The sequence below is a fragment of the Rhodoferax sp. U2-2l genome (assembly GCF_020594515.1).
Lineage (GTDB): Bacteria > Pseudomonadota > Gammaproteobacteria > Burkholderiales > Burkholderiaceae_C > Rhodoferax.
Map to the genome: position 1 here is coordinate 1 of NZ_JAJCTH010000029.1, position 18,347 is coordinate 18,347.

At 59.6% G+C, this 18,347-nt stretch carries 14 protein-coding genes; 5 read left to right on the forward strand and 9 right to left on the reverse strand.

Annotated elements, in window-relative coordinates; all coding sequences use genetic code 11:
- Positions 1–361 precede the first annotated feature (361 nt).
- From pssA to LHU53_RS19170, 4 genes are all read right to left on the reverse strand, one after another.
- A complete protein-coding gene (pssA, locus tag LHU53_RS19155) occupies positions 362–1,174 on the reverse strand; it encodes a CDP-diacylglycerol--serine O-phosphatidyltransferase (RefSeq protein ID WP_227334383.1) in 813 nt (270 codons plus the stop codon).
- A 74-nt stretch (positions 1,175–1,248) separates the two neighbouring features.
- Entirely contained in the window at positions 1,249–2,265 is a 1,017-nt protein-coding gene (gene ilvC / locus LHU53_RS19160) for a ketol-acid reductoisomerase (protein ID WP_227334384.1), read from the reverse strand.
- Between the two features lie 122 nt (positions 2,266–2,387).
- On the reverse strand, positions 2,388–2,879 hold the full coding sequence (gene ilvN / locus LHU53_RS19165) for an acetolactate synthase small subunit (protein WP_078365766.1): 492 nt from the start codon (positions 2,877–2,879) through the stop codon (positions 2,388–2,390).
- Positions 2,880–3,006: 127 nt separating this feature from the next.
- The gene (locus tag LHU53_RS19170; RefSeq protein WP_227334385.1) at positions 3,007–4,809 is read right to left on the reverse strand and encodes an acetolactate synthase 3 catalytic subunit; all 1,803 of its coding nucleotides are present in this window, start codon (positions 4,807–4,809) and stop codon (positions 3,007–3,009) included.
- A gap of 253 nt (positions 4,810–5,062) precedes the next feature.
- On the opposite strand from LHU53_RS19170, the gene LHU53_RS19175 reads away from it, so the two are divergent.
- Positions 5,063–5,590 (forward strand): RDD family protein, encoded by a 528-nt coding sequence (locus LHU53_RS19175; RefSeq protein ID WP_370632353.1) that lies wholly within the window; start codon positions 5,063–5,065, stop codon positions 5,588–5,590.
- A gap of 36 nt (positions 5,591–5,626) precedes the next feature.
- Here the strand turns inward: LHU53_RS19175 and LHU53_RS19180 are convergent, their stop codons facing one another.
- Together LHU53_RS19180 and LHU53_RS19185 are read right to left on the reverse strand one after the other, a co-directional pair.
- Entirely contained in the window at positions 5,627–5,965 is a 339-nt protein-coding gene (locus tag LHU53_RS19180; RefSeq protein WP_227334386.1) for a P-II family nitrogen regulator, read from the reverse strand.
- Positions 5,966–6,060: 95 nt separating this feature from the next.
- On the reverse strand, positions 6,061–7,737 hold the full coding sequence (locus tag LHU53_RS19185) for an NAD+ synthase (protein WP_227334387.1): 1,677 nt from the start codon (positions 7,735–7,737) through the stop codon (positions 6,061–6,063).
- 18 nt (positions 7,738–7,755) lie between these two features.
- Here LHU53_RS19185 and LHU53_RS19190 point away from each other — a divergent pair, with 18 nt between their 5' ends.
- Complete coding sequence (locus LHU53_RS19190; RefSeq protein WP_227334388.1) at positions 7,756–9,036, forward strand: GNAT family N-acetyltransferase; 1,281 nt, start codon at positions 7,756–7,758, stop codon at positions 9,034–9,036.
- 290 nt (positions 9,037–9,326) lie between these two features.
- Here the strand turns inward: LHU53_RS19190 and LHU53_RS19195 are convergent, their stop codons facing one another.
- Positions 9,327–10,181 carry a fumarylacetoacetate hydrolase family protein gene (locus LHU53_RS19195; RefSeq protein WP_227334389.1) on the reverse strand — a complete coding sequence of 285 codons (855 nt, stop codon included), beginning with the start codon at positions 10,179–10,181 and terminating at the stop codon, positions 9,327–9,329.
- Positions 10,182–10,370: 189 nt separating this feature from the next.
- Complete coding sequence (gene ppa, locus LHU53_RS19200; RefSeq protein ID WP_227334390.1) at positions 10,371–10,910, reverse strand: inorganic diphosphatase; 540 nt, start codon at positions 10,908–10,910, stop codon at positions 10,371–10,373.
- Between the two features lie 241 nt (positions 10,911–11,151).
- Here ppa and LHU53_RS19205 point away from each other — a divergent pair, with 241 nt between their 5' ends.
- From LHU53_RS19205 to LHU53_RS19215, 3 genes are all read left to right on the forward strand, one after another.
- Positions 11,152–13,617, forward strand: coding sequence for a sodium-translocating pyrophosphatase (locus LHU53_RS19205; protein WP_227334391.1), 2,466 nt, complete (start codon positions 11,152–11,154; stop codon positions 13,615–13,617).
- 293 nt (positions 13,618–13,910) lie between these two features.
- On the forward strand, positions 13,911–15,314 hold the full coding sequence (locus LHU53_RS19210) for an aspartate ammonia-lyase (protein ID WP_227334392.1): 1,404 nt from the start codon (positions 13,911–13,913) through the stop codon (positions 15,312–15,314).
- 60 nt (positions 15,315–15,374) lie between these two features.
- Positions 15,375–16,700 (forward strand): anaerobic C4-dicarboxylate transporter family protein, encoded by a 1,326-nt coding sequence (locus LHU53_RS19215; RefSeq protein ID WP_227334393.1) that lies wholly within the window; start codon positions 15,375–15,377, stop codon positions 16,698–16,700.
- A gap of 96 nt (positions 16,701–16,796) precedes the next feature.
- Here the strand turns inward: LHU53_RS19215 and LHU53_RS19220 are convergent, their stop codons facing one another.
- Positions 16,797–18,116, reverse strand: coding sequence for a hemolysin family protein (locus LHU53_RS19220; protein ID WP_227334394.1), 1,320 nt, complete (start codon positions 18,114–18,116; stop codon positions 16,797–16,799).
- Positions 18,117–18,347: the final 231 nt, after the last annotated feature.

Below are 18,347 nucleotides of genomic sequence, written 5' to 3' on the forward strand. Positions count from 1 at the left end.
GCAATATGCACCATTGCTACACCGGTCTTTGCCTGTGCCACGCTCCACCTTGCCACATTTGCAACGCCCGCGCCACGTGTTTCTTCGGAACGATTTGCGGCGCAGGCGGGCCGATTACTTCGCTAACTTATCCGTCATGTTCTCACTCCTGAGTTCTCAATGAATCCGCAAACAGAATATGTTCATACCAACAAAAAAGCCCGCTGCGGATGGCATACGGGCTTTTTGGGGTTGGTGCCATCACGCGCTAAAACGCCACCCGTAGGGTGTCATTAGTAGGGCTAGAGATAGCATTTGCATGGTTGCAATGTACCACAGGCCTTATCGCGAAAGATACCAACCGGCAGGCTTGAACAGGGTGCTAGTCGTGCAGACCGCGCTCGTCCGGTTCTTCGGTCGATGTGCTGATCACACTGGTCGGGATGCCTTTGGTCTTGCGCCAAAAGTAAACCACATAACCGCTGAATCCGTAGACAACAAAAATACCGAACAGCACGGTGGGTGGATCAATGTTGATCAGCGCAATGCCAATGGCGATCAGCACGATCACCACGAATGGCACGCTACGCTTCATCCGGACATCCTTGAAACTGTAAAACGGCACATTGGTCACCATCGTCAAGCCGGCGTAGAGCGCCAAGGCAAACATGGGCCAGGCCAGGCTGGCACCAGACACCCCCAGATCGGTGGCCACCCAGATCAGCCCTGCCAGCAATGCCGCCGCAGCGGGGGAAGGCAAACCCTGAAAATAGCGTTTGTCCACCACCGCAGTGTTGACGTTAAAACGAGCCAGTCGCAATGCGGCGCAAGCGCAGTAGACGAAGGCCGCCAACCAACCCCAACGGCCCAGGCCCTTGAGCGCCCAGACATAACTGATCAACGCCGGCGCTGCGCCGAACGACACCATGTCGGACAAAGAGTCCATCTGCTCACCAAAAGCACTTTGCGTGTTGGTCATGCGGGCCACGCGGCCATCCAGGCTGTCCAGAATCATGGCGCAAAACACGCCAATGGCCGCCAAGTCAAAACGACCATTGATGGCCATCACAATGGCATAAAAACCACCAAACAGTGCAGCCAGAGTGAAGAGATTGGGCAAAACATAGATACCCTTGCGACGCTTTTTGAGCGGCGCTTCGAGTTCAGTTAAATCAGAGTTGTGGCGGTCATCCATTCCTGCGGCCTTTTTATGTCGTTCCATAATAACAAAAGGCCACCGAGGTGGCCTTTGTCGTGATCACACCGCTATCAATTGCGGGTTTGGTCCACCAGCTTGTTTTTGGCAATCCAGGGCATCATGGCACGCAATTGTGCACCCACCACTTCGATCTGGTGATCAGCGGTGTTACGACGGCGCGCCGTCATGCTCGGGTAGTTGAGGCGCCCTTCCTGGATGAACATCTTGGCGTACTCACCATTCTGGATGCGCTTCAAGGCGTTGCGCATGGCTTCACGGCTTTGGGCGTTGATGACTTCGGGGCCAGTCACGTACTCGCCGTATTCGGCATTGTTGGAGATCGAGTAGTTCATGTTGGCGATGCCGCCTTCATAAATCAGGTCAACGATCAGTTTCAGCTCGTGCAAGCACTCGAAATAAGCCATTTCGGGGGCGTAACCGGCTTCGACCAGGGTCTCATAACCCATCTTGATCAGTTCCACCGCACCACCACACAACACGGCCTGTTCGCCGAACAGATCGGTTTCGGTCTCTTCCTTGAAGTTGGTCTCGATGATGCCAGCCTTGCCACCACCGTTGGCCATCGCGTAGCTCAGGGCCAGGTCACGGGCTTTGCCAGACTTGTCCTGGTGCACAGCGATCAGGTGGGGAACGCCGCCACCCTGGGTGTAGGTGTTGCGCACTGTGTGGCCAGGCGCTTTGGGCGCCACCATCCAGACATCCAGATCAGCACGGGGCACGACCTGGTTGTAGTGCACATTGAAACCGTGGGCAAACACCAGCGAGGCACCGGCTTTGATGTTGGGCGCCACATTGTTGGTGTAGACCTCGGCGATTTGCTCATCAGGCAACAGGATCATGACCACGTCAGCCGCTTTGACCGCGTCGTTGACTTCCATGACGGTCAGGCCGGCCTTGCCAACCTTGTCCCAAGAAGCACCACCTTTGCGCAGACCCACCACGACCTTCACGCCGCTGTCGTTCAAATTCTGGGCGTGGGCATGACCTTGGCTGCCGTAACCGATGATGGCAACGGTTTTGCCCTTGATCAGGCTCAGGTCACAATCTTTATCGTAAAAAACTTTCATCACTCTCTCCGTTGTAAAAATTAATAACTTTGCGGGACAGACCAAGATTTGCGCTGCAAATTTGCTCTATCCCCAACTAACTAAAACTTGCGGGACAGCTGTTTCGCGCCGCCCCCAACCAACTAAACACGCAAGATCCGCTCGCCGCGGCCAATACCGCTGGCGCCGGTTCGCACGGTTTCCAAAATCGCACCACTTTCAATGGCGCTCAAAAACGCGTCGTTCTTGGATTGGTCGCCCGTCAACTCAATCGTGTAACTCTTCTCGGTCACATCGATGATGCGACCGCGAAAGATATCGGCCATGCGCTTCATCTCTTCGCGTTCCTTGCCCACGGCGCGCACTTTGACCATCATCAACTCGCGCTCGGTGTAGGCACCTTCGGTCAGGTCAACCACCTTGACCACTTCAATCAGGCGGTTCAGATGTTTGGTGATTTGTTCGATCACCTCTTCGGAACCCGCCGTTTGAATGGTCATGCGCGACAGACTGGGGTCTTCGGTGGGCGCCACGGTCAGCGACTCAATGTTATAGCCCCGGGCAGAAAACAAACCCACCACGCGGGACAGCGCCCCGGCTTCGTTTTCCAGCAAAACAGCAATGATATGTTTCATAGTGAATGACGCCTCTTTTCGCCAACGCAACAGCTTGCACTGTCGCCGCCCTCCTCCTGCAGCGGTAACCGCAGGACTCGGCGAGCAATAGATTTGTTCTGAGTAGGTTGAATAAATGGTGGGTGAATTACAGGTCTTCGGAGCTCATCAGCATCTCGGTGATGCCGTTGCCTGCGCGCACCATCGGGAACACGTTTTCGGTCGGGTCGGTGCGGAAGTCCATGAACACCGTACGGTCCTTCAGCTTGCGGGCTTCGCGCAGGGCGCCTTCAACGTCCGAGGCGCGCTCAATCAGCATGCCGACGTGACCGTAGGCCTCAGCCAGTTTGACAAAATTGGGCAGTGCGTCCATGTAGCTGTGGCTGTAGCGGCCCGAGTATTCAATCTCTTGCCATTGGCGCACCATGCCCAGGTAACGGTTGTTCAGCGAACAGATCTTGATCGGTGTGTTGTACTGCAGGCAGGTGGACAGCTCCTGGATACACATTTGTACCGAGCCTTCCCCGGTGATGCAAAACACCTCGCTCTCGGGCTTGGCCAGTTTGATGCCCATGGCGTACGGAATGCCCACACCCATGGTGCCCAGACCGCCCGAGTTGATCCAGCGCCGTGGTTCGTCAAAGCGGTAGTACTGCGCAGCCCACATCTGGTGCTGGCCCACGTCCGAAGTGATGTAGGTGTCGGCGTCTTTGGTCATGTTCCAAAGCGTTTCCACCACATACTGGGGCTTGATCACGTCATTGGTGCCGTGGTCATATTTGAGGCAATCGCGTTTGCGCCAGCCCTCGATCGTGTCCCACCAGGCGCCGAGCGCGTGCGCATCAGGCTTGACCGTGCTTTCCTTGATCATGGCGATCAGTTCGTTGAGCACTTCTTTCACGTCGCCGACGATCGGGATATCGACCCGCACCCGCTTGGAGATGCTTGACGGGTCAATGTCGATGTGAATGATCTTGCGCTCGTTCTGCGCAAAGTGTTTGGGATTACCGATCACCCGATCATCAAACCGCGCACCCACGGCCAACAACACGTCGCAGTTCTGCATGGCGCTGTTGGCTTCCAGCGTGCCGTGCATGCCCAGCATGCCCAGAAACTTGCGGTCGCTGGCCGGGTAGGCGCCCAGCCCCATCAGCGTGTTCGTCACCGGGTAGCCCAGCATATCGACCAACTGGCGCAGCTCGTTGGAGGCATTGCTCAGCAACACACCGCCGCCCGTGTAGATGTAAGGGCGTTTGGCTGCCAACAGCAGTTGCAGGGCCTTGCGGATCTGGCCGCCGTGACCTTTGCGCACCGGGTTGTACGAGCGCATTTCCACCTTGTCAGGGTAACCGTGGTAAGGCACCTTCTTGAAGGACACATCTTTGGGAATATCCACCACCACCGGACCCGGGCGACCGCTGCGCGCGATGTGAAAGGCTTTCTTCAGGGTCTCAGCCATGTCACGCGCGTCTTTGACCAGAAAGTTGTGTTTGACCACCGGGCGGGTGATGCCCACCATGTCACATTCCTGGAAAGCATCCATGCCGATGGCTGCGGTAGGCACCTGGCCGCTGATGATCACCATCGGGATGCTGTCCATGTACGCCGTGGCAATGCCGGTGACCGCGTTGGTGGCACCGGGGCCAGACGTGACCAGCGCCACACCCACATCACCGGTGGCGCGGGCATAGCCATCGGCCGCGTGCACGGCAGCCTGCTCGTGTCGCACCAAAATGTGCTGGATGGTGTCCTGCTTGAAAACGGCGTCATAAATGTGCAGCACAGCGCCGCCCGGGTAACCCCAGACGTACTTGACGTTTTCGGCCTGCAGGGCCTTGATCAGGATTTCTGCACCGCGCAACTCTTGCACCCCCGTGTCATGGGCGGGCTTGCTGTGGGCGACGGCGGATGTGTTGGACACCGAACTGGTTTCGGCTTTGGATATTTCCATGATGAACCTTTGTGAATTTCTCTGACGAAAAACCTTGGGTGCTTCTTTGCAAACACTTGTGGCGTTGCATTGAAACTTAGGACCAAAGCCATAGGCGTTATGAATAATTCGCCAGACTTTGACCCGTTTGCTTTAATTTGCAATGCCCATTATCGCACCGCGCTGACGGCCAAGGTCACAGCGATAAAAAATCAAGTAAAGTCAGCGACCCGCGAAGCACCGCGGTGCCTTGTTTGCCCCTTGCCAGCCTGCCATGACTACCTCCTCCACCGGTTCCCCCTCTCCCATGACGAGCTTCGAGACCCCCAGCCTGTTGCGGCGCATGTCATGCTGGCTGTATGAGGGCATCCTGCTGTTTGGGGTGGTGTTCATTGCCGGGTACTTGTTCAGCGCCTTGAGCCAGACCAAAAACGCCATGGACAACCGCCACGCGTTGCAGGCGTTCATTTTTGTGGTGTTTGGCATTTACTTTGGCTGGTTGTGGTCACGCGGCCAAACCCTGGCCATGAAAACCTGGCACATCCGCGTGGTGGACCTGCAAGGCCAGACCTTGACGCAGGGCCGCGCGCTGATCCGGTACCTGTGGAGTTGGCTGTGGCTGCTACCACCGCTGATGGCGTCCTGGTGGTTTGAACTGTCAGGCGGCGAATCCACCGTGATCACCCTGGGCTGGGTGGCGGTATGGGCGGTGCTGAGCCGCTTTCACCCACGTCGACAGTTCTGGCATGACGCGCTGGCGGGCACCCAGTTGATCACCGTGGCACCCAAGAAAAAGAAGTGACTCCCGCGCGGCGATGGGCGCGCAGCCTGGGGCTTGTCAGATCGCGGACTGATCCAGCTCACCGGTGCGGATACGCACCACGCGCTCGACCGGCGTGACAAAAATTTTGCCATCACCAATCTTGCCGGTGTAGGCGGCCTTGACGATGGCATCCACACAGCGCTCCACGTTGTCGCTTTTCACCACCACTTCGACCTTGACCTTGGGCAGGAAATCGACCACATATTCCGCGCCACGGTACAGCTCGGTGTGCCCCTTTTGGCGGCCAAACCCTTTCACCTCGGTCACGGTCAGGCCGGTCACGCCACATTCGGCCAAACCTTCACGCACCTCTTCGAGTTTGAAGGGTTTGATGATGGCGGTAATTTGTTTCATGGCAATCCTTATTGGTCAATAGTCAGTGGAAATCTTGGCTCAGCCGCTGCGCGGCAAGCATGCACCTTGATTGTGCATGATGCCGCCACCCAGCCTCAGGCGCGAAACCGGTTGGTGATGGGGTAACGCCAGTCCTTGCCAAAACTGCGGTGGGTCACCCGGATGCCCACCGGCGACTGGCGCCGTTTGTACTCGTTGATCTTGATCAGGCGCGTGACCCGCTCCACGTCGGCACGCTCGAACCCGGCGGCGATGATGGCCTCGATGCTCTGGTCGTTTTCCATGTAACGCTCCAGGATCGCGTCCAGCACCTCATAAGGCGGCAGACTGTCCTGGTCGGTCTGATCCGGGCGCAACTCGGCACTCGGCGGGCGGGTGATGATGCGCTCGGGGATCGGGTCAAACCCGGTGCCATACGGGTCGTGGGCATTGCGCCAGCGCGCCATGCGGAACACCGTGGTCTTGGCCAGGTCCTTGATCACCGCAAAACCCCCGGCCATGTCGCCATACAGGGTGCAGTAACCAGTGGCCATCTCGCTCTTGTTACCGGTGGTCAACACAATGCTGCCGAACTTGTTACTCAAAGCCATCAGCAGCGTGCCACGGATGCGGGCCTGGATGTTTTCTTCGGTGGTGTCCTCGGCCAAGCCCTTGAATTCACCGGCCAACGTGGCCTTGAAGGCCTCGAACTCGGGCACGATGGACAACTCGTCGTAACGCACACCCAGGCGCCTGGCCATCTCGCGCGCGTCGATCCAGCTGATGTCGGCGGTATAAGGCGAGGGCATCATCACCGCGCGCACCCGGTCCTTGCCCAGCGCGTCCACCGCAATCGCCAGCACCAGGGCCGAGTCAATGCCGCCCGACAGGCCCAGCAGCACCGAGGGGAAACCGTTTTTCGTGATGTAGTCGCGCACACCCAGCACCAGCGCGCCCCACAGGTCTTCATCGGGGGTGCGTTCCGGCGCGATCGTTGATGAAATTGTGAGCCCGCCCTGCGTTGCGTCTATTTGGACCAGAAGACCATCTTCTTGAAAACTTGGGGCACGTGCGGCCAGCGAACCGTCCGCATTCAGGGCAAACGAATGCCCCTCAAACACCACCTCGTCCTGCCCACCCACCAGGTGCGCGTAGACCAGCGGCAAACCGCAGTCGCGCACCCGCTCGCGCATCATCAACTCGCGCTCCAGGCCCTTGCCCACATGAAAGGGCGAGGCGTTGATCACCGCCAGCAACTCGGCACCAGCATCACGCGTCTGGCGCGCTGGCGCCTCGAACCAGGCGTCTTCGCAAATCAACAGGCCCACCTTGACCGTGCTGCCCGCCTCCCCGGCCTCAAACACACACACACCCTGCCCCGGCGTGAAATACCGGCGCTCATCGAACACCTGGTAATTGGGCAGCTCACGCTTGGCATAGGTGGCGACGACCTGCCCCTCGCGCAGCACACTGGCGGCGTTGAAGCGCTGCTGCACCGCCACCGATTTGGTGCGGCTGTCGCCCCCCATCGGGTGGCCCACCACCACCGCGAGGTCTTTCAACGGGGCCAGCGCAGCGGCCACCGCTTTCACGGCATCATCACAGGCGGTAATGAAGGCGGCGCGCAGAAACAGGTCTTCAGCGGCGTAGCCACAGATGGACAGCTCGGGCGTGAGCACCAGGCGCGCGCCTTGTTGGTAGGCGTCTTGTGCCGCCTGAATGATTTTTTGCGAGTTACCAGCCAGATCACCCACCACCAGGTTGAGTTGGGCAATGCAGAGTTTGAGCGTCATGAAAAGGTCGATGCAATGATGGAAAAAGAACAGGTGTCTGTCGCAAATGATTATGTCATTCGGGTGGTGGACTCACCCTCGCAGGTGGATGCTGCCGCGTGGGATGCGCTGCTCCTGAAGCAAAGCGCACCGACCCCCTTCATGCGCCACGCGTTTCTGAGCGCCCTGCACACCACCGGTTGTGCCACCGCCGCCACCGGCTGGACGCCACGGTTTTTTTTGCTGGAGCGCCGCGGTCTGTTGACGGCGGCGTGTGTCATCTACATCAAGTCACACTCGGGCGGTGAATTTGTCTTTGACTGGGGCTGGGCGCGCGCTTACCACCAGCATGGCCTGAGCTACCACCCGAAAGCAGTGTGCGCCGTGCCCTTCATCCCGGTGCCGGGCAGCCGGCTGCTGGCCAGCACGCCAGAAGATCGCCTGGGGCTGGTGCTCACCATGATGGACTGGTGCGCTGCCAATCATCTGACCGGTTTGCACGCCCTGTTTGCCAGTGAAGACGATGTGGCCGCGCTGACCCAGGCGGGCATGCTGTTGCGCCACACGGTCCAATTTCACTGGTCCAATTCACAGCCCGGTTACGCCAGTTTTGACAACTTTCTGGCCAGCCTGTCGCAGGAAAAACGCAAAAAAATCCGCCAGGAGCGGCGCAAGGTGGCCGATGCTGGCGTGACTTTTCGGGTTTTGGAAGGCGCCGCCATCACCCAGGCGGACTGGGACTTTTTCTACCGCTGTTATGAGCGCACCTACCTGGAGCACGGCAACCCGCCGTATTTCAACCGCGCCTTTTACGCCGGCATGGCCACCGACATGCCCGAGGACTGGGTGCTGTTCATCGCCGAGCAACATGGCGAGCCGATTGCAGCGAGTTTGCTCGCCATCAACGCCAGTTGTATGAAGTCTGGCGCACAAAATGGCGTTGAACGCACGGCCCCGTCAGGCAATTCTGGGGGTGCTGGGACAAGCGCCACCGTGGGCCGCGGTGTCACCGGGCGCGTGGCCTATGGCCGTTATTGGGGTGCGCTCAAGCGGGTGGATTGTTTGCACTTTGAGGCGTGCTATTACCAGCCGTTGCAGTGGTGCATCGCGCACGGTTACCAGCGTTTTGAAGGTGGCGCACAGGGGGAACACAAGCTGGCGCGCGCCCTGCTGCCGGTCACCACCACCAGCGCTCACTGGCTGGCGCACCCGCAGTTTTTTGCAGCGGTGGACAACTTCTTGACGCAGGAGCGCGAAGGCATCGGGCAGTATGTGGGTGAGTTGGAGCGGCACAGCCCGTTCAAAGCCACAACCACTTGAAGGGCGACCGTTCGTTGGTGGCACGGGGGCAGAACATGCTTTTGGATGGCGAGGGTTTAAAGACCAAAAAACCGGATGCAAAAAAACGAAGCAACCATCAACTCAGGCAAAGATCAGGTTTCCGGTATCCCACTTTTGCAAACCACTGCCATCGTCCAAGCCGGGGCGGGTATGGCCGGGGGCCGATTTCTGGGCCTTTGACAGTATGAGGCCCCCGGCCGTACCCGCCCTCGCGCACCAACAGCACCATCATCACCAAACACCGGTTTTCGCAGTTCAAGTGAAATCACTCAAGCCGACACAACCCGCTGCGTCTGCACCCCCAGCCCCGCCACACTCAGCCGCATGGTTTGCCCGGCGCGCAGAAACACCGGCGGCTTTTGCCCCATGCCCACACCCGGCGGGGTGCCGGTGGAGATCACATCGCCGCTCTGCAAACTCATGAACCGGCTCAAGTAGCTGATCAGGAACGGCACCCGGTAGACCATGGTGGCTGTGCTGCCGTTTTGGTAGCGATGGCCATCCACTTCCAACCACAGTGATAGCGCCTGCGGATCAGGCACCTCATCGACCGTGACCAGCCAAGGCCCCAACGGGCCGAAGGTGTCGCAGCCCTTGCCTTTGTCCCAGGTGCCGCTGCGGTTGAGCTGGTAGTCACGCTCGGATACATCGTTCATCACGCAATAACCCGCCACGTGACGCATGGCATTGATCTCGTCAATGTAACGCCCGCCCTGCCCGATCACCACCGCCAGCTCCACCTCCCAGTCGGTCTTGAGCGAGCCACGCGGGATTTCCACCGCGTCATCGGGGCCAACGATGGCGCTGGTCCATTTGTTGAACACCACGGGTTCGGGCGGCACCGGCATGCCGGACTCCAACGCATGGTCGGCGTAGTTCAGGCCGATACAGATGCATTTGCCCACCTGGGCCACACACGGCCCCAGCCGCAGGTCTTGCTGCGGCACACCGGGCACCAACGGCAGGCTACTCAGGTCCAGCCCGCGCAAGCGCGCCAGGCTCGCGGGCGACAGCGCGGCCCCAGCGATGTCCGTGACCTCCGAACTCAAGTCCCGCACGCAGCCTGAAGCGTCGAGCACACCGGGCTTTTCCTGGCCTGCCGGGCCGTAGCGCAACAATTTCATGAGGTTTCCTCGTCCGTTCAACAACCTGTCGGCGTGTTAAGCCCGGCACTCAGGCACATCCGCCGCCCAGCACCCACCCACCTGGCCAACAACAAAAAGCGCCTGCCGTGTCACCACATGCAGACGCCTGAAGAAGATCACGGTCATCACTTCCAGCCCTGTTTGTCAAGGCCAGTGCTGACTGGTCTCCTACTTGTTTTCAAAATTCTTGTAATTGGCGATGCCGTCCAGAATTTCCTTGTGAGCGGCCTCGGGGCCTTCCCAGCCCAGAATTTTGACCCATTTGCCATCTTCCAGATCTTTATAGTGCTCGAAGAAGTGGGCAATGGTCTTCAGACGCAGCGGCTGCAGGTCTTCCGGCCTCTTCCAGCGGGTGTAGAGCGACAAAATCTTGTCGATCGGCACCGCCAGCACCTTGCCATCCATGCCGGCTTCGTCTTCCATCATCAGGATGCCGATGGCGCGGCAGGTCACTACCACGCCGGGAATCAGCGGCACGGGGGTGATCACCAGCACATCCACCGGGTCACCGTCACCACTGATGGTTTGCGGCACGTACCCGTAGTTGGTGGGGTAGTGCATGGCCGTGCTCATGAAACGATCCACAAAAATGGCGTGGGTCTCGTGGTCCACCTCGTACTTCACCGGGTCGGCATTCATCGGAATTTCGATGATCACGTTGAATTGCTCGGGAACATTTTTGCCAGGGCTGACGTTATGTAGTGACATGGTGTGTATGTGCTGTTGAGGTTGTTTGAGGTCAAATCAGGGACAGCCCGGATTAAGTCTGATTTTACTGACGCGCCACTTGCGAGTCACAAAAAACGCGATTTTTGGCGTTACAGTCTGCGCGTTGGCCAACCGCCACCAGGAACACCCCCGCGGTGTTTGGGGGCGAGGAAGCAACGCAGCGGTGGTGCCGAATGCGTTGCACCACTTCCTCGCGAAGCAACTTCAGGAGAACTTTGACATGACAGGCAACTCTGCGCTGATTCTGGCGCTTATTTGCGGCTTGATCGCCGTCGGTTACGGGGCATGGGCCCGCAGCTGGATTCTTTCCCAGGACGCTGGCAACGCGCGCATGCAAGAAATTGCAGCCGCCATTCAAACAGGGGCTGCTGCCTATCTGGCGCGCCAGTACAAGACGATTGCGATGGTGGGGGTGGTTCTGGCGGTGCTGATCGCCATTTTCCTTGACCCCTTGAGCGCGGTCGGTTTTGTGGTGGGGGCTGTGCTCTCGGGCGCTTGCGGCTTCATTGGCATGAACGTGTCGGTGCGCGCCAATGTACGCACAGCTCAAGCCGCCACAAAAGGCATTGGCCCGGCGCTGGACGTGGCTTTCCGCGGCGGCGCCATCACCGGCATGCTGGTGGTGGGCTTGGGGCTGCTGGGTGTGGCCGGTTTTTACTGGTTTTTGGTGCCTGAAGGCACCGCGACTGCTGCGCAGCTGAACCCGCTGATCGGTTTTGCTTTCGGCTCCTCGCTGATCTCGATTTTTGCCCGTCTGGGCGGCGGCATTTTCACCAAAGGCGCTGACGTGGGCGCCGACCTGGTGGGCAAAGTGGAAGCCGGTATCCCCGAAGATGACCCGCGCAACCCGGCGGTGATTGCCGACAACGTGGGTGACAACGTGGGTGACTGCGCCGGTATGGCCGCTGACCTGTTTGAAACCTACGCGGTGACACTGATCGCCACCATGGTGCTGGGCGCGTTGATGATCAGCGGTGCTGGCAACAACGCGATCATGTACCCGCTGGCACTCGGTGCGGTATCGATCGTGGCCTCCATCATCGGATGTTTTTTTGTCAAGGCCTCGCCTGGCATGAAAAACGTGATGCCGGCCTTGTACAAAGGTCTGGCCGTGGCTGGCGTTTTGTCGCTGGTGGCCTTCTACTTTGTCACCCAAAACCTGTTTCCCACCGCACTGACCTTGGCTGACGGCCGCGTCATCAGCGCTGGCGGCCTGTTTGGCGCCTGCACCGTGGGCCTGGTGCTGACCGGCGTGCTGGTCTGGATCACCGAGTACTACACCGGCACCCAATACAAACCGGTGCAGCACATTGCCGAAGCCTCCACCACCGGCCACGGCACCAACATCATTGCCGGCCTGGGTGTGTCGATGCGCTCCACCGCCTGGCCGGTGCTGTTTGTCTGCATGGCCATTTACGCTGCTTACACGCTGGCTGGCCTGTACGGCATTGCCATTGCGGCCACTTCCATGCTCAGCATGGCCGGTATCGTGGTGGCGCTGGACGCTTACGGCCCCATCACCGACAACGCCGGTGGCATTGCCGAAATGAGTGAGATGCCCGCCAGCGTGCGCGACATCACCGACCCGCTGGACGCTGTGGGCAACACCACCAAGGCGGTGACCAAGGGTTACGCCATCGGTTCGGCTGGCCTGGCTGCGCTGGTGCTGTTTGCCGACTACACCCACAAGCTCGATGTCTACGGCCAGCACATCACCTTTGATTTGAGCGACCCGATGGTCATCATCGGCTTGTTCATCGGCGGCCTGATCCCTTACCTGTTTGGTGCCATGGCGATGGAAGCGGTGGGCCGCGCAGCCGGTAGCGTGGTGGTGGAAGTGCGCCGCCAGTTCCGCGAGATCAAGGGCATCATGGAAGGCACCGCCAAGCCCGAATACGGCAAAGCGGTTGACATGCTGACCACGGCCGCCATCAAGGAAATGATGATCCCATCGCTGCTGCCGGTGGTGGCGCCGATTCTGGTCGGCCTGCTGCTGGGGCCGGCCGCTTTGGGTGGCTTGCTGATGGGCACCATCGTGACCGGCCTGTTTGTGGCCATCTCGATGTGTACCGGCGGCGGCGCCTGGGACAACGCCAAGAAATACATCGAAGACGGCCACTTCGGCGGCAAGGGCTCTGAAACCCACAAAGCCGCCGTGACCGGCGACACCGTGGGCGACCCCTACAAAGACACCGCCGGCCCAGCCGTGAACCCGCTGATCAAGATCATCAACATCGTGGCGCTCTTGATCGTGCCGGTGATGATGCAGTTCCACGGTGGCAAAGTGCCTGCCGCAGCGCACGAACCGGCCGCCGTGGTGGCGCCTGCTGCCGCTGTACCGGCGGCCGCCGCGACCGACGGCGCCTCGGTCACGGTCGACAACGGCGTGGTCAAGTTCTACTTTGCCTCCGGCAAGGCCGAGGTGGCCGCGGGTGGCGCAGAGGCCTTGGCGGACATCGTCAAAGGTGTGGCTGGCGGCAAAAAAGCCGTCATCAGCGGTTACCACGATGCCAGCGGTGACCCGGTCATGAACGCGGAACTGGCCAAACAACGCGCTTTGGCCGTGAGCGAGCTGCTCACCGCCGCCGGTGTGGCTGCCGACATGGTCGAGCTGAAAAAACCAGAACAAACCCAGGCCGACGGCCCCGCCGCCGAAGCCCGCCGGGTGGAAGTGACGCTGATGTAAACACGGGCGCTCCCCGGCTGAGCGGCACGCACCCCGTGCCCACCCTTGAAAAACCCGCCTTGTGCGGGTTTTTTGTTGACACCGCGGCGTTTTTGGGTCACTGTTGACTCAAATAACACGGCCCAGCCAACAAGATTTTCTGACCGTGGGTTCACTGCCTGCGCGTTTTCACCAAGCGCGGTTCGAGGCGCGTTGAGTTACGCTGTTCACAGGCACACCGTGGCCTGTCTTGAAGAAATTGAGCACGGGACCCGTCTGTTGACTGGATCGCTTTCACAACGTTGGAGAACCACATGAACTATCGAACCGAAAAAGATTTTCTGGGTGAAAAGCAAGTGCCTGAGAGCGCTTATTACGGCGTGCAGACCCTGCGCGGCAAAGAGAACTTTCACATCACCGGCATCCCGATGTCCACCGAGCCCTACTTTGTCAAAGCCTTCGGTTATGTCAAAAAAGCCGCTGCCTTGGCCAACCGGGACCTGGGCGTGCTGGAGGCTGACATTGCCAACGCCATTGCCGCGGCCTGCGACCGCCTGATTGCCGGGGAAATGGCCGACCAGTTTGTCACCGACTTCATCCAGGGTGGCGCGGGCACGTCCACCAATATGAACGCGAACGAGGTGATTGCCAACCTGGCCTTGGAACACTTGGGCCACCCAAAAGGCGAGTACCAGACCATCAGCCCCAATGACCATGTGAATTTTGGCCAATCCACCAACGACGTCTACCCCACCGCTTTCCGGCTGGCACTGATCCTGCGGCTGGAGAGCTACATGGACGCACTGCGGCGGCTGCAGGAAGCCTTCTTTGCCAAAGGCAAAGAGTTTGAAGGGGTCCTGAAAATGGGTCGCACCCATCTGCAGGATGCGGTGCCGATGTCCTTGGGTCAGGAGTTTCATGGTTGGGGCACCACCTTGGGCGAAGAGGTGCAGCGCATCGCCGAGGTGCGGCAGTTTCTGCATGAGATCAACCTGGGTGCCACCGCCATCGGCACCACGGTCACGGCCGCCCCGGGCTACCCGGAACTGGCCACCAAGCACCTGTCGACGCTGACCGGGCTCACCTTTATCCTGGCGGGCGACCTGATCGAAGCCACCTCCGACACCGGCGCCTACGTGCTGCTGTCAGGCGTGCTCAAGCGCACATCCTCCAAACTCACCAAAATCTGCAACGACATCCGGCTGTTGGCCTCGGGCCCGCGCTGTGGCTTCAACGAGATCCACCTGCCGCAGATGCAGCCAGGCAGCTCCATCATGCCGGGCAAGGTCAACCCAGTGATTCCCGAGGTGGTCAACCAGACCAGCTTCCTGGTCATCGGGCTGGACCTGACGGTCACGCTGGCTGCCTCGGCGGGCCAATTGCAGTTGAACGTGATGGAGCCGGTCATCACCTTTGCGCTGTTCACCTCCATCTCCACCATGGAGAACGCGGTCAACAGCCTGAACGTGAACTGCGTCCAGGGCATCACCGCCAATGCGGAACACACCCGTGACATGGTGCTCAACTCGCTGGGCATCATCACCGTGCTCAAGCCGTCGCTGGGCTACAAACAGTGTGCCGAGATTGCCCGCGAAGGGTATGAGACGGGCAAATCACTGCACAGCATCGTGGTCCATGAGCGCAAGCTGATGACCCAGGAACACTGGGACGAGGTGTTTTCTTTCGAAAACTTGATCAGCCCCAAATTTGAACAGTGATAACAGTGACGTTGGACAAGGCGGGTTAGCGCCCGCCTAAAAAATACAAGGAGAAAAAAAATGACTTTATCGATCATGTTGCAGTTCATGGTGGTGCTGGCCGCCATCTGGATGGGTGCGCGTTCCTCAGGCATTGGCCTGGGTTTGTGGGGTGCCGTCGGCCTGATGGTGTTGATTGGCGCCTTTGGCATCACCCCCACCTCCCCGCCCATCGACGTGATGCTGATCATCCTGGCGGTGATCATGGCCGCCTCGGTCATGGAGGCGGCCGGGGGCATCGACTTCCTGGTGGGTATTGCCGAGCGCATCATCCGCGCCAATCCCAAATACGTGACCATCGTGGCGCCGCTGACCACCTGGACGTTTACCTTCCTCGCCGGTACCGGCCACATTGTTTACCCGCTGCTGCCGGTGATTTACGAGACCGCGCACCGCAGCGGCATCCGGCCCGAGCGGCCCATGGCCGTGGCCACCATTGCCTCGCAACAGGCGATCACGGCCAGCCCGGTGGCGGCAGCCACCGCTGCCATGATCGGGCTGTTCGCTGAAAAAGGCATGGGCGAGTGGGGGCTGCGGGAGATCCTGCTGATCTGCGTGCCCGCCACCCTGATCGGTGTGGTTGCCGCAGCCATCGTCTCGATGTTCATCGGCAAGAACCTCAAAGACGACAAGGCATACCAGGCGCGTCTGGCTGCTGGCGAGATTCCCGCCCCGCAACGGGCCGCTGATCGCCCGCCGCTCAAACCTGCGGCGAAACTCTCAGCTTTTGTTTTTCTGACGGGGGTGGCCTTGGTGGTGCTTTTCGGGTTCTTCCCCGCGTTGCGGCAGTTGCCCGGTGCCAAGAGTCCGCTGCCGATGCCCATCGTGATTGAAATCATCATGATGTCGATTGCCGCCATCATGTTGCTGGTGACCAAGGTGCCTGTCGACGAGGTGCCCAAAACCGCCACCTTGCGTGCGGGTGTGGTGGCGGTCATCGGCATTTTTGGTCTGGCCTGGCTGGGCGACAGTTTCATCTCGGCCAACAAAGACCTGATCATTCCCGCCATTGGTGAATGGGCCAAGGTGGCGCCGTGGACCTTTGCCTTCGGTCTGTTTTTTGCGTCGGTGCTGCTCTACAGCCAGGCCGCCACCACCCGGGCGCTGATGCCGCTGGGTGTGGTTCTGGGTATTCCGCCGCAGTTTCTTATCGGCATGTTTCCAGCGGTCAACGGCTACTTTTTTATTCCGACCTACGGCTCGCTGATCGCGGCGATCAACTTTGACCTGTCAGGCACGACCAAAATCGGCCGCTACGTGCTGAACCACTCGTTCATGATCCCGGGCCTGGTCGCCACAGCCGTGTCGGTGGCAACGGGCCTGGCGATTGCGGAACTGATCTTCTGATCGACCGGCGCACACAGTTACCGGGCTGTGACCAAGGCGAGTTAGACACTTTGCACCAAAGGTCTGCTTGCCTGGCACAAAACCCGGCGCCGTGCGTCACCGTGTAACGCTTTGTGCGTCTGAATCCGTGGCTTTTGCAGTCAGGTTGGTGGCCAGCACTTTGTCAATGGTCTTGCCGTCCATGTCCACAATCTCGAATTTCCAGCCTTGCCACTCGATGGTGTCGGCAACTTTGGGCAGCCGCCCGGTGAGCAACATCATCATGCCACTGAGGGTGTGGTAGCGGCCGCGCTCCTCTTCCGGAACGCTGTCGAGCTGCAGCCGGTCTTTCAGCTCCGGCACCGGGATGTGGCCATCGAGCAACCAAGAGCCGTCTTCGCGCTGCACCGCCCAGGAGGTGGCCGGGTTGCGCGGCTGGAACTCACCGGTGATGGCTTCAATCAGGTCCTTGAGCGTGACGATGCCTTGCACCTGGCCGTATTCGTCAATCACAAAGGCCATGTGGACGTCCGAGGAGCGGAAGTTGTCCAGCAACTCCATACCGGTGAGCGTCTCCGGGACGTACAGCGGCGCCTGCAACTTGAGTCGCAGGTCCGGTGTCTCACCGTGCGCGACTTGCGACAGCAACTGGCGCGCATTGATGATGCCCAGAATGTCGTCCAGACTGCCGTTGACCACCGGAAAACGGGCATGGTCCGCACTGTCGATCAGTTTCAGGTTGTCCTCAAACGGCTGGTGGATGTCCAGCACCACCACATCCCCGCGCGGCACCATCAACGAACTGAGTTGGCGGTCATCGAGCAGGAAAACGTTGCGAACCATGGTGTGTTCATGGGACTCGATCACCCCGGCGCTGGTGCCTTCGGCCAGCACCGCGTGGATTTCTGCTTCGGTCACACTGGAGCCCGCGTTTTCCTTCACGCCCATCAGGCGCAACAAGCCTTTGGTGGAGCCTGACAACAGCCGCACAAACGGTTGGGTGGCCATGGCCAGAAAGTTGATCGGTTTGGCAACCAATCTGGCCACCGCTTCAGGGTTGGACTGGCCCAGCCGTTTGGGCACCAGCTCACCCAGGACAATGGAAAAGTAGGTGATCAACACCACCACCAGGCCCGTGGCGCCGTAGGACGCGTAAGGGTCGTCAACGCCCCAGGTCACCAGCCACTGCGCCAATGGCGGTGCCAGCGCAGCCTCCCCCACAATGCCGTTGAGCACGCCAATGGACGTGATGCCAATTTGAATGGTGGAGAGAAAACGGGTCGGGTCTTCGCCCAGTTTGATGGCCGCAATGGCCGAACTGTCGCCCTCATCGACCAGTCGCTGGAGCCGGGCTTTGCGCGCTGTGACCAACGCAATTTCTGACATGGCAAAAACACCATTGAGGACAATGAGCGCGAAAAGTATGAAGATTTCCATAACAGGCGCTTTCAAGCGCCAAACGAGTTGAACAGGGTTTGATTCTAAGAAAGTGCCGTTTGCTTGTCGGCTGGGAGCGTGTCCGATATAACCAGTGCCTGTGTGGCTCTCAAGAAACACCACACAACTGATTGATTTGCATGGTGTTTTCAAACGGGATTTTCAGTAGCCACGAGTTGCATCCCCATGGTCTTGGCACGCTGGGCGAGGTTGTGCAAGACCCGCTGGCGG

Bases quoted from the DNA above. Each gene is read 5' to 3' on its own strand.
- pssA (WP_227334383.1), bottom strand. From the start codon at position 1,174: ATGGATGACCGCCACAACTCTGATTTAACTGAACTCGAAGCGCCGCTC.
- ilvC (WP_227334384.1), bottom strand. From the start codon at position 2,265: ATGAAAGTTTTTTACGATAAAGATTGTGACCTGAGCCTGATCAAGGGC.
- ilvN (WP_078365766.1), bottom strand. From the start codon at position 2,879: ATGAAACATATCATTGCTGTTTTGCTGGAAAACGAAGCCGGGGCGCTG.
- LHU53_RS19170 (WP_227334385.1), bottom strand. From the start codon at position 4,809: ATGGAAATATCCAAAGCCGAAACCAGTTCGGTGTCCAACACATCCGCC.
- LHU53_RS19175 (WP_370632353.1), top strand. From the start codon at position 5,063: ATGACTACCTCCTCCACCGGTTCCCCCTCTCCCATGACGAGCTTCGAG.
- LHU53_RS19180 (WP_227334386.1), bottom strand. From the start codon at position 5,965: ATGAAACAAATTACCGCCATCATCAAACCCTTCAAACTCGAAGAGGTG.
- LHU53_RS19185 (WP_227334387.1), bottom strand. From the start codon at position 7,737: ATGACGCTCAAACTCTGCATTGCCCAACTCAACCTGGTGGTGGGTGAT.
- LHU53_RS19190 (WP_227334388.1), top strand. From the start codon at position 7,756: ATGGAAAAAGAACAGGTGTCTGTCGCAAATGATTATGTCATTCGGGTG.
- LHU53_RS19195 (WP_227334389.1), bottom strand. From the start codon at position 10,181: ATGAAATTGTTGCGCTACGGCCCGGCAGGCCAGGAAAAGCCCGGTGTG.
- ppa (WP_227334390.1), bottom strand. From the start codon at position 10,910: ATGTCACTACATAACGTCAGCCCTGGCAAAAATGTTCCCGAGCAATTC.
- LHU53_RS19205 (WP_227334391.1), top strand. From the start codon at position 11,152: ATGACAGGCAACTCTGCGCTGATTCTGGCGCTTATTTGCGGCTTGATC.
- LHU53_RS19210 (WP_227334392.1), top strand. From the start codon at position 13,911: ATGAACTATCGAACCGAAAAAGATTTTCTGGGTGAAAAGCAAGTGCCT.
- LHU53_RS19215 (WP_227334393.1), top strand. From the start codon at position 15,375: ATGACTTTATCGATCATGTTGCAGTTCATGGTGGTGCTGGCCGCCATC.
- LHU53_RS19220 (WP_227334394.1), bottom strand. From the start codon at position 18,116: ATGGAAATCTTCATACTTTTCGCGCTCATTGTCCTCAATGGTGTTTTT.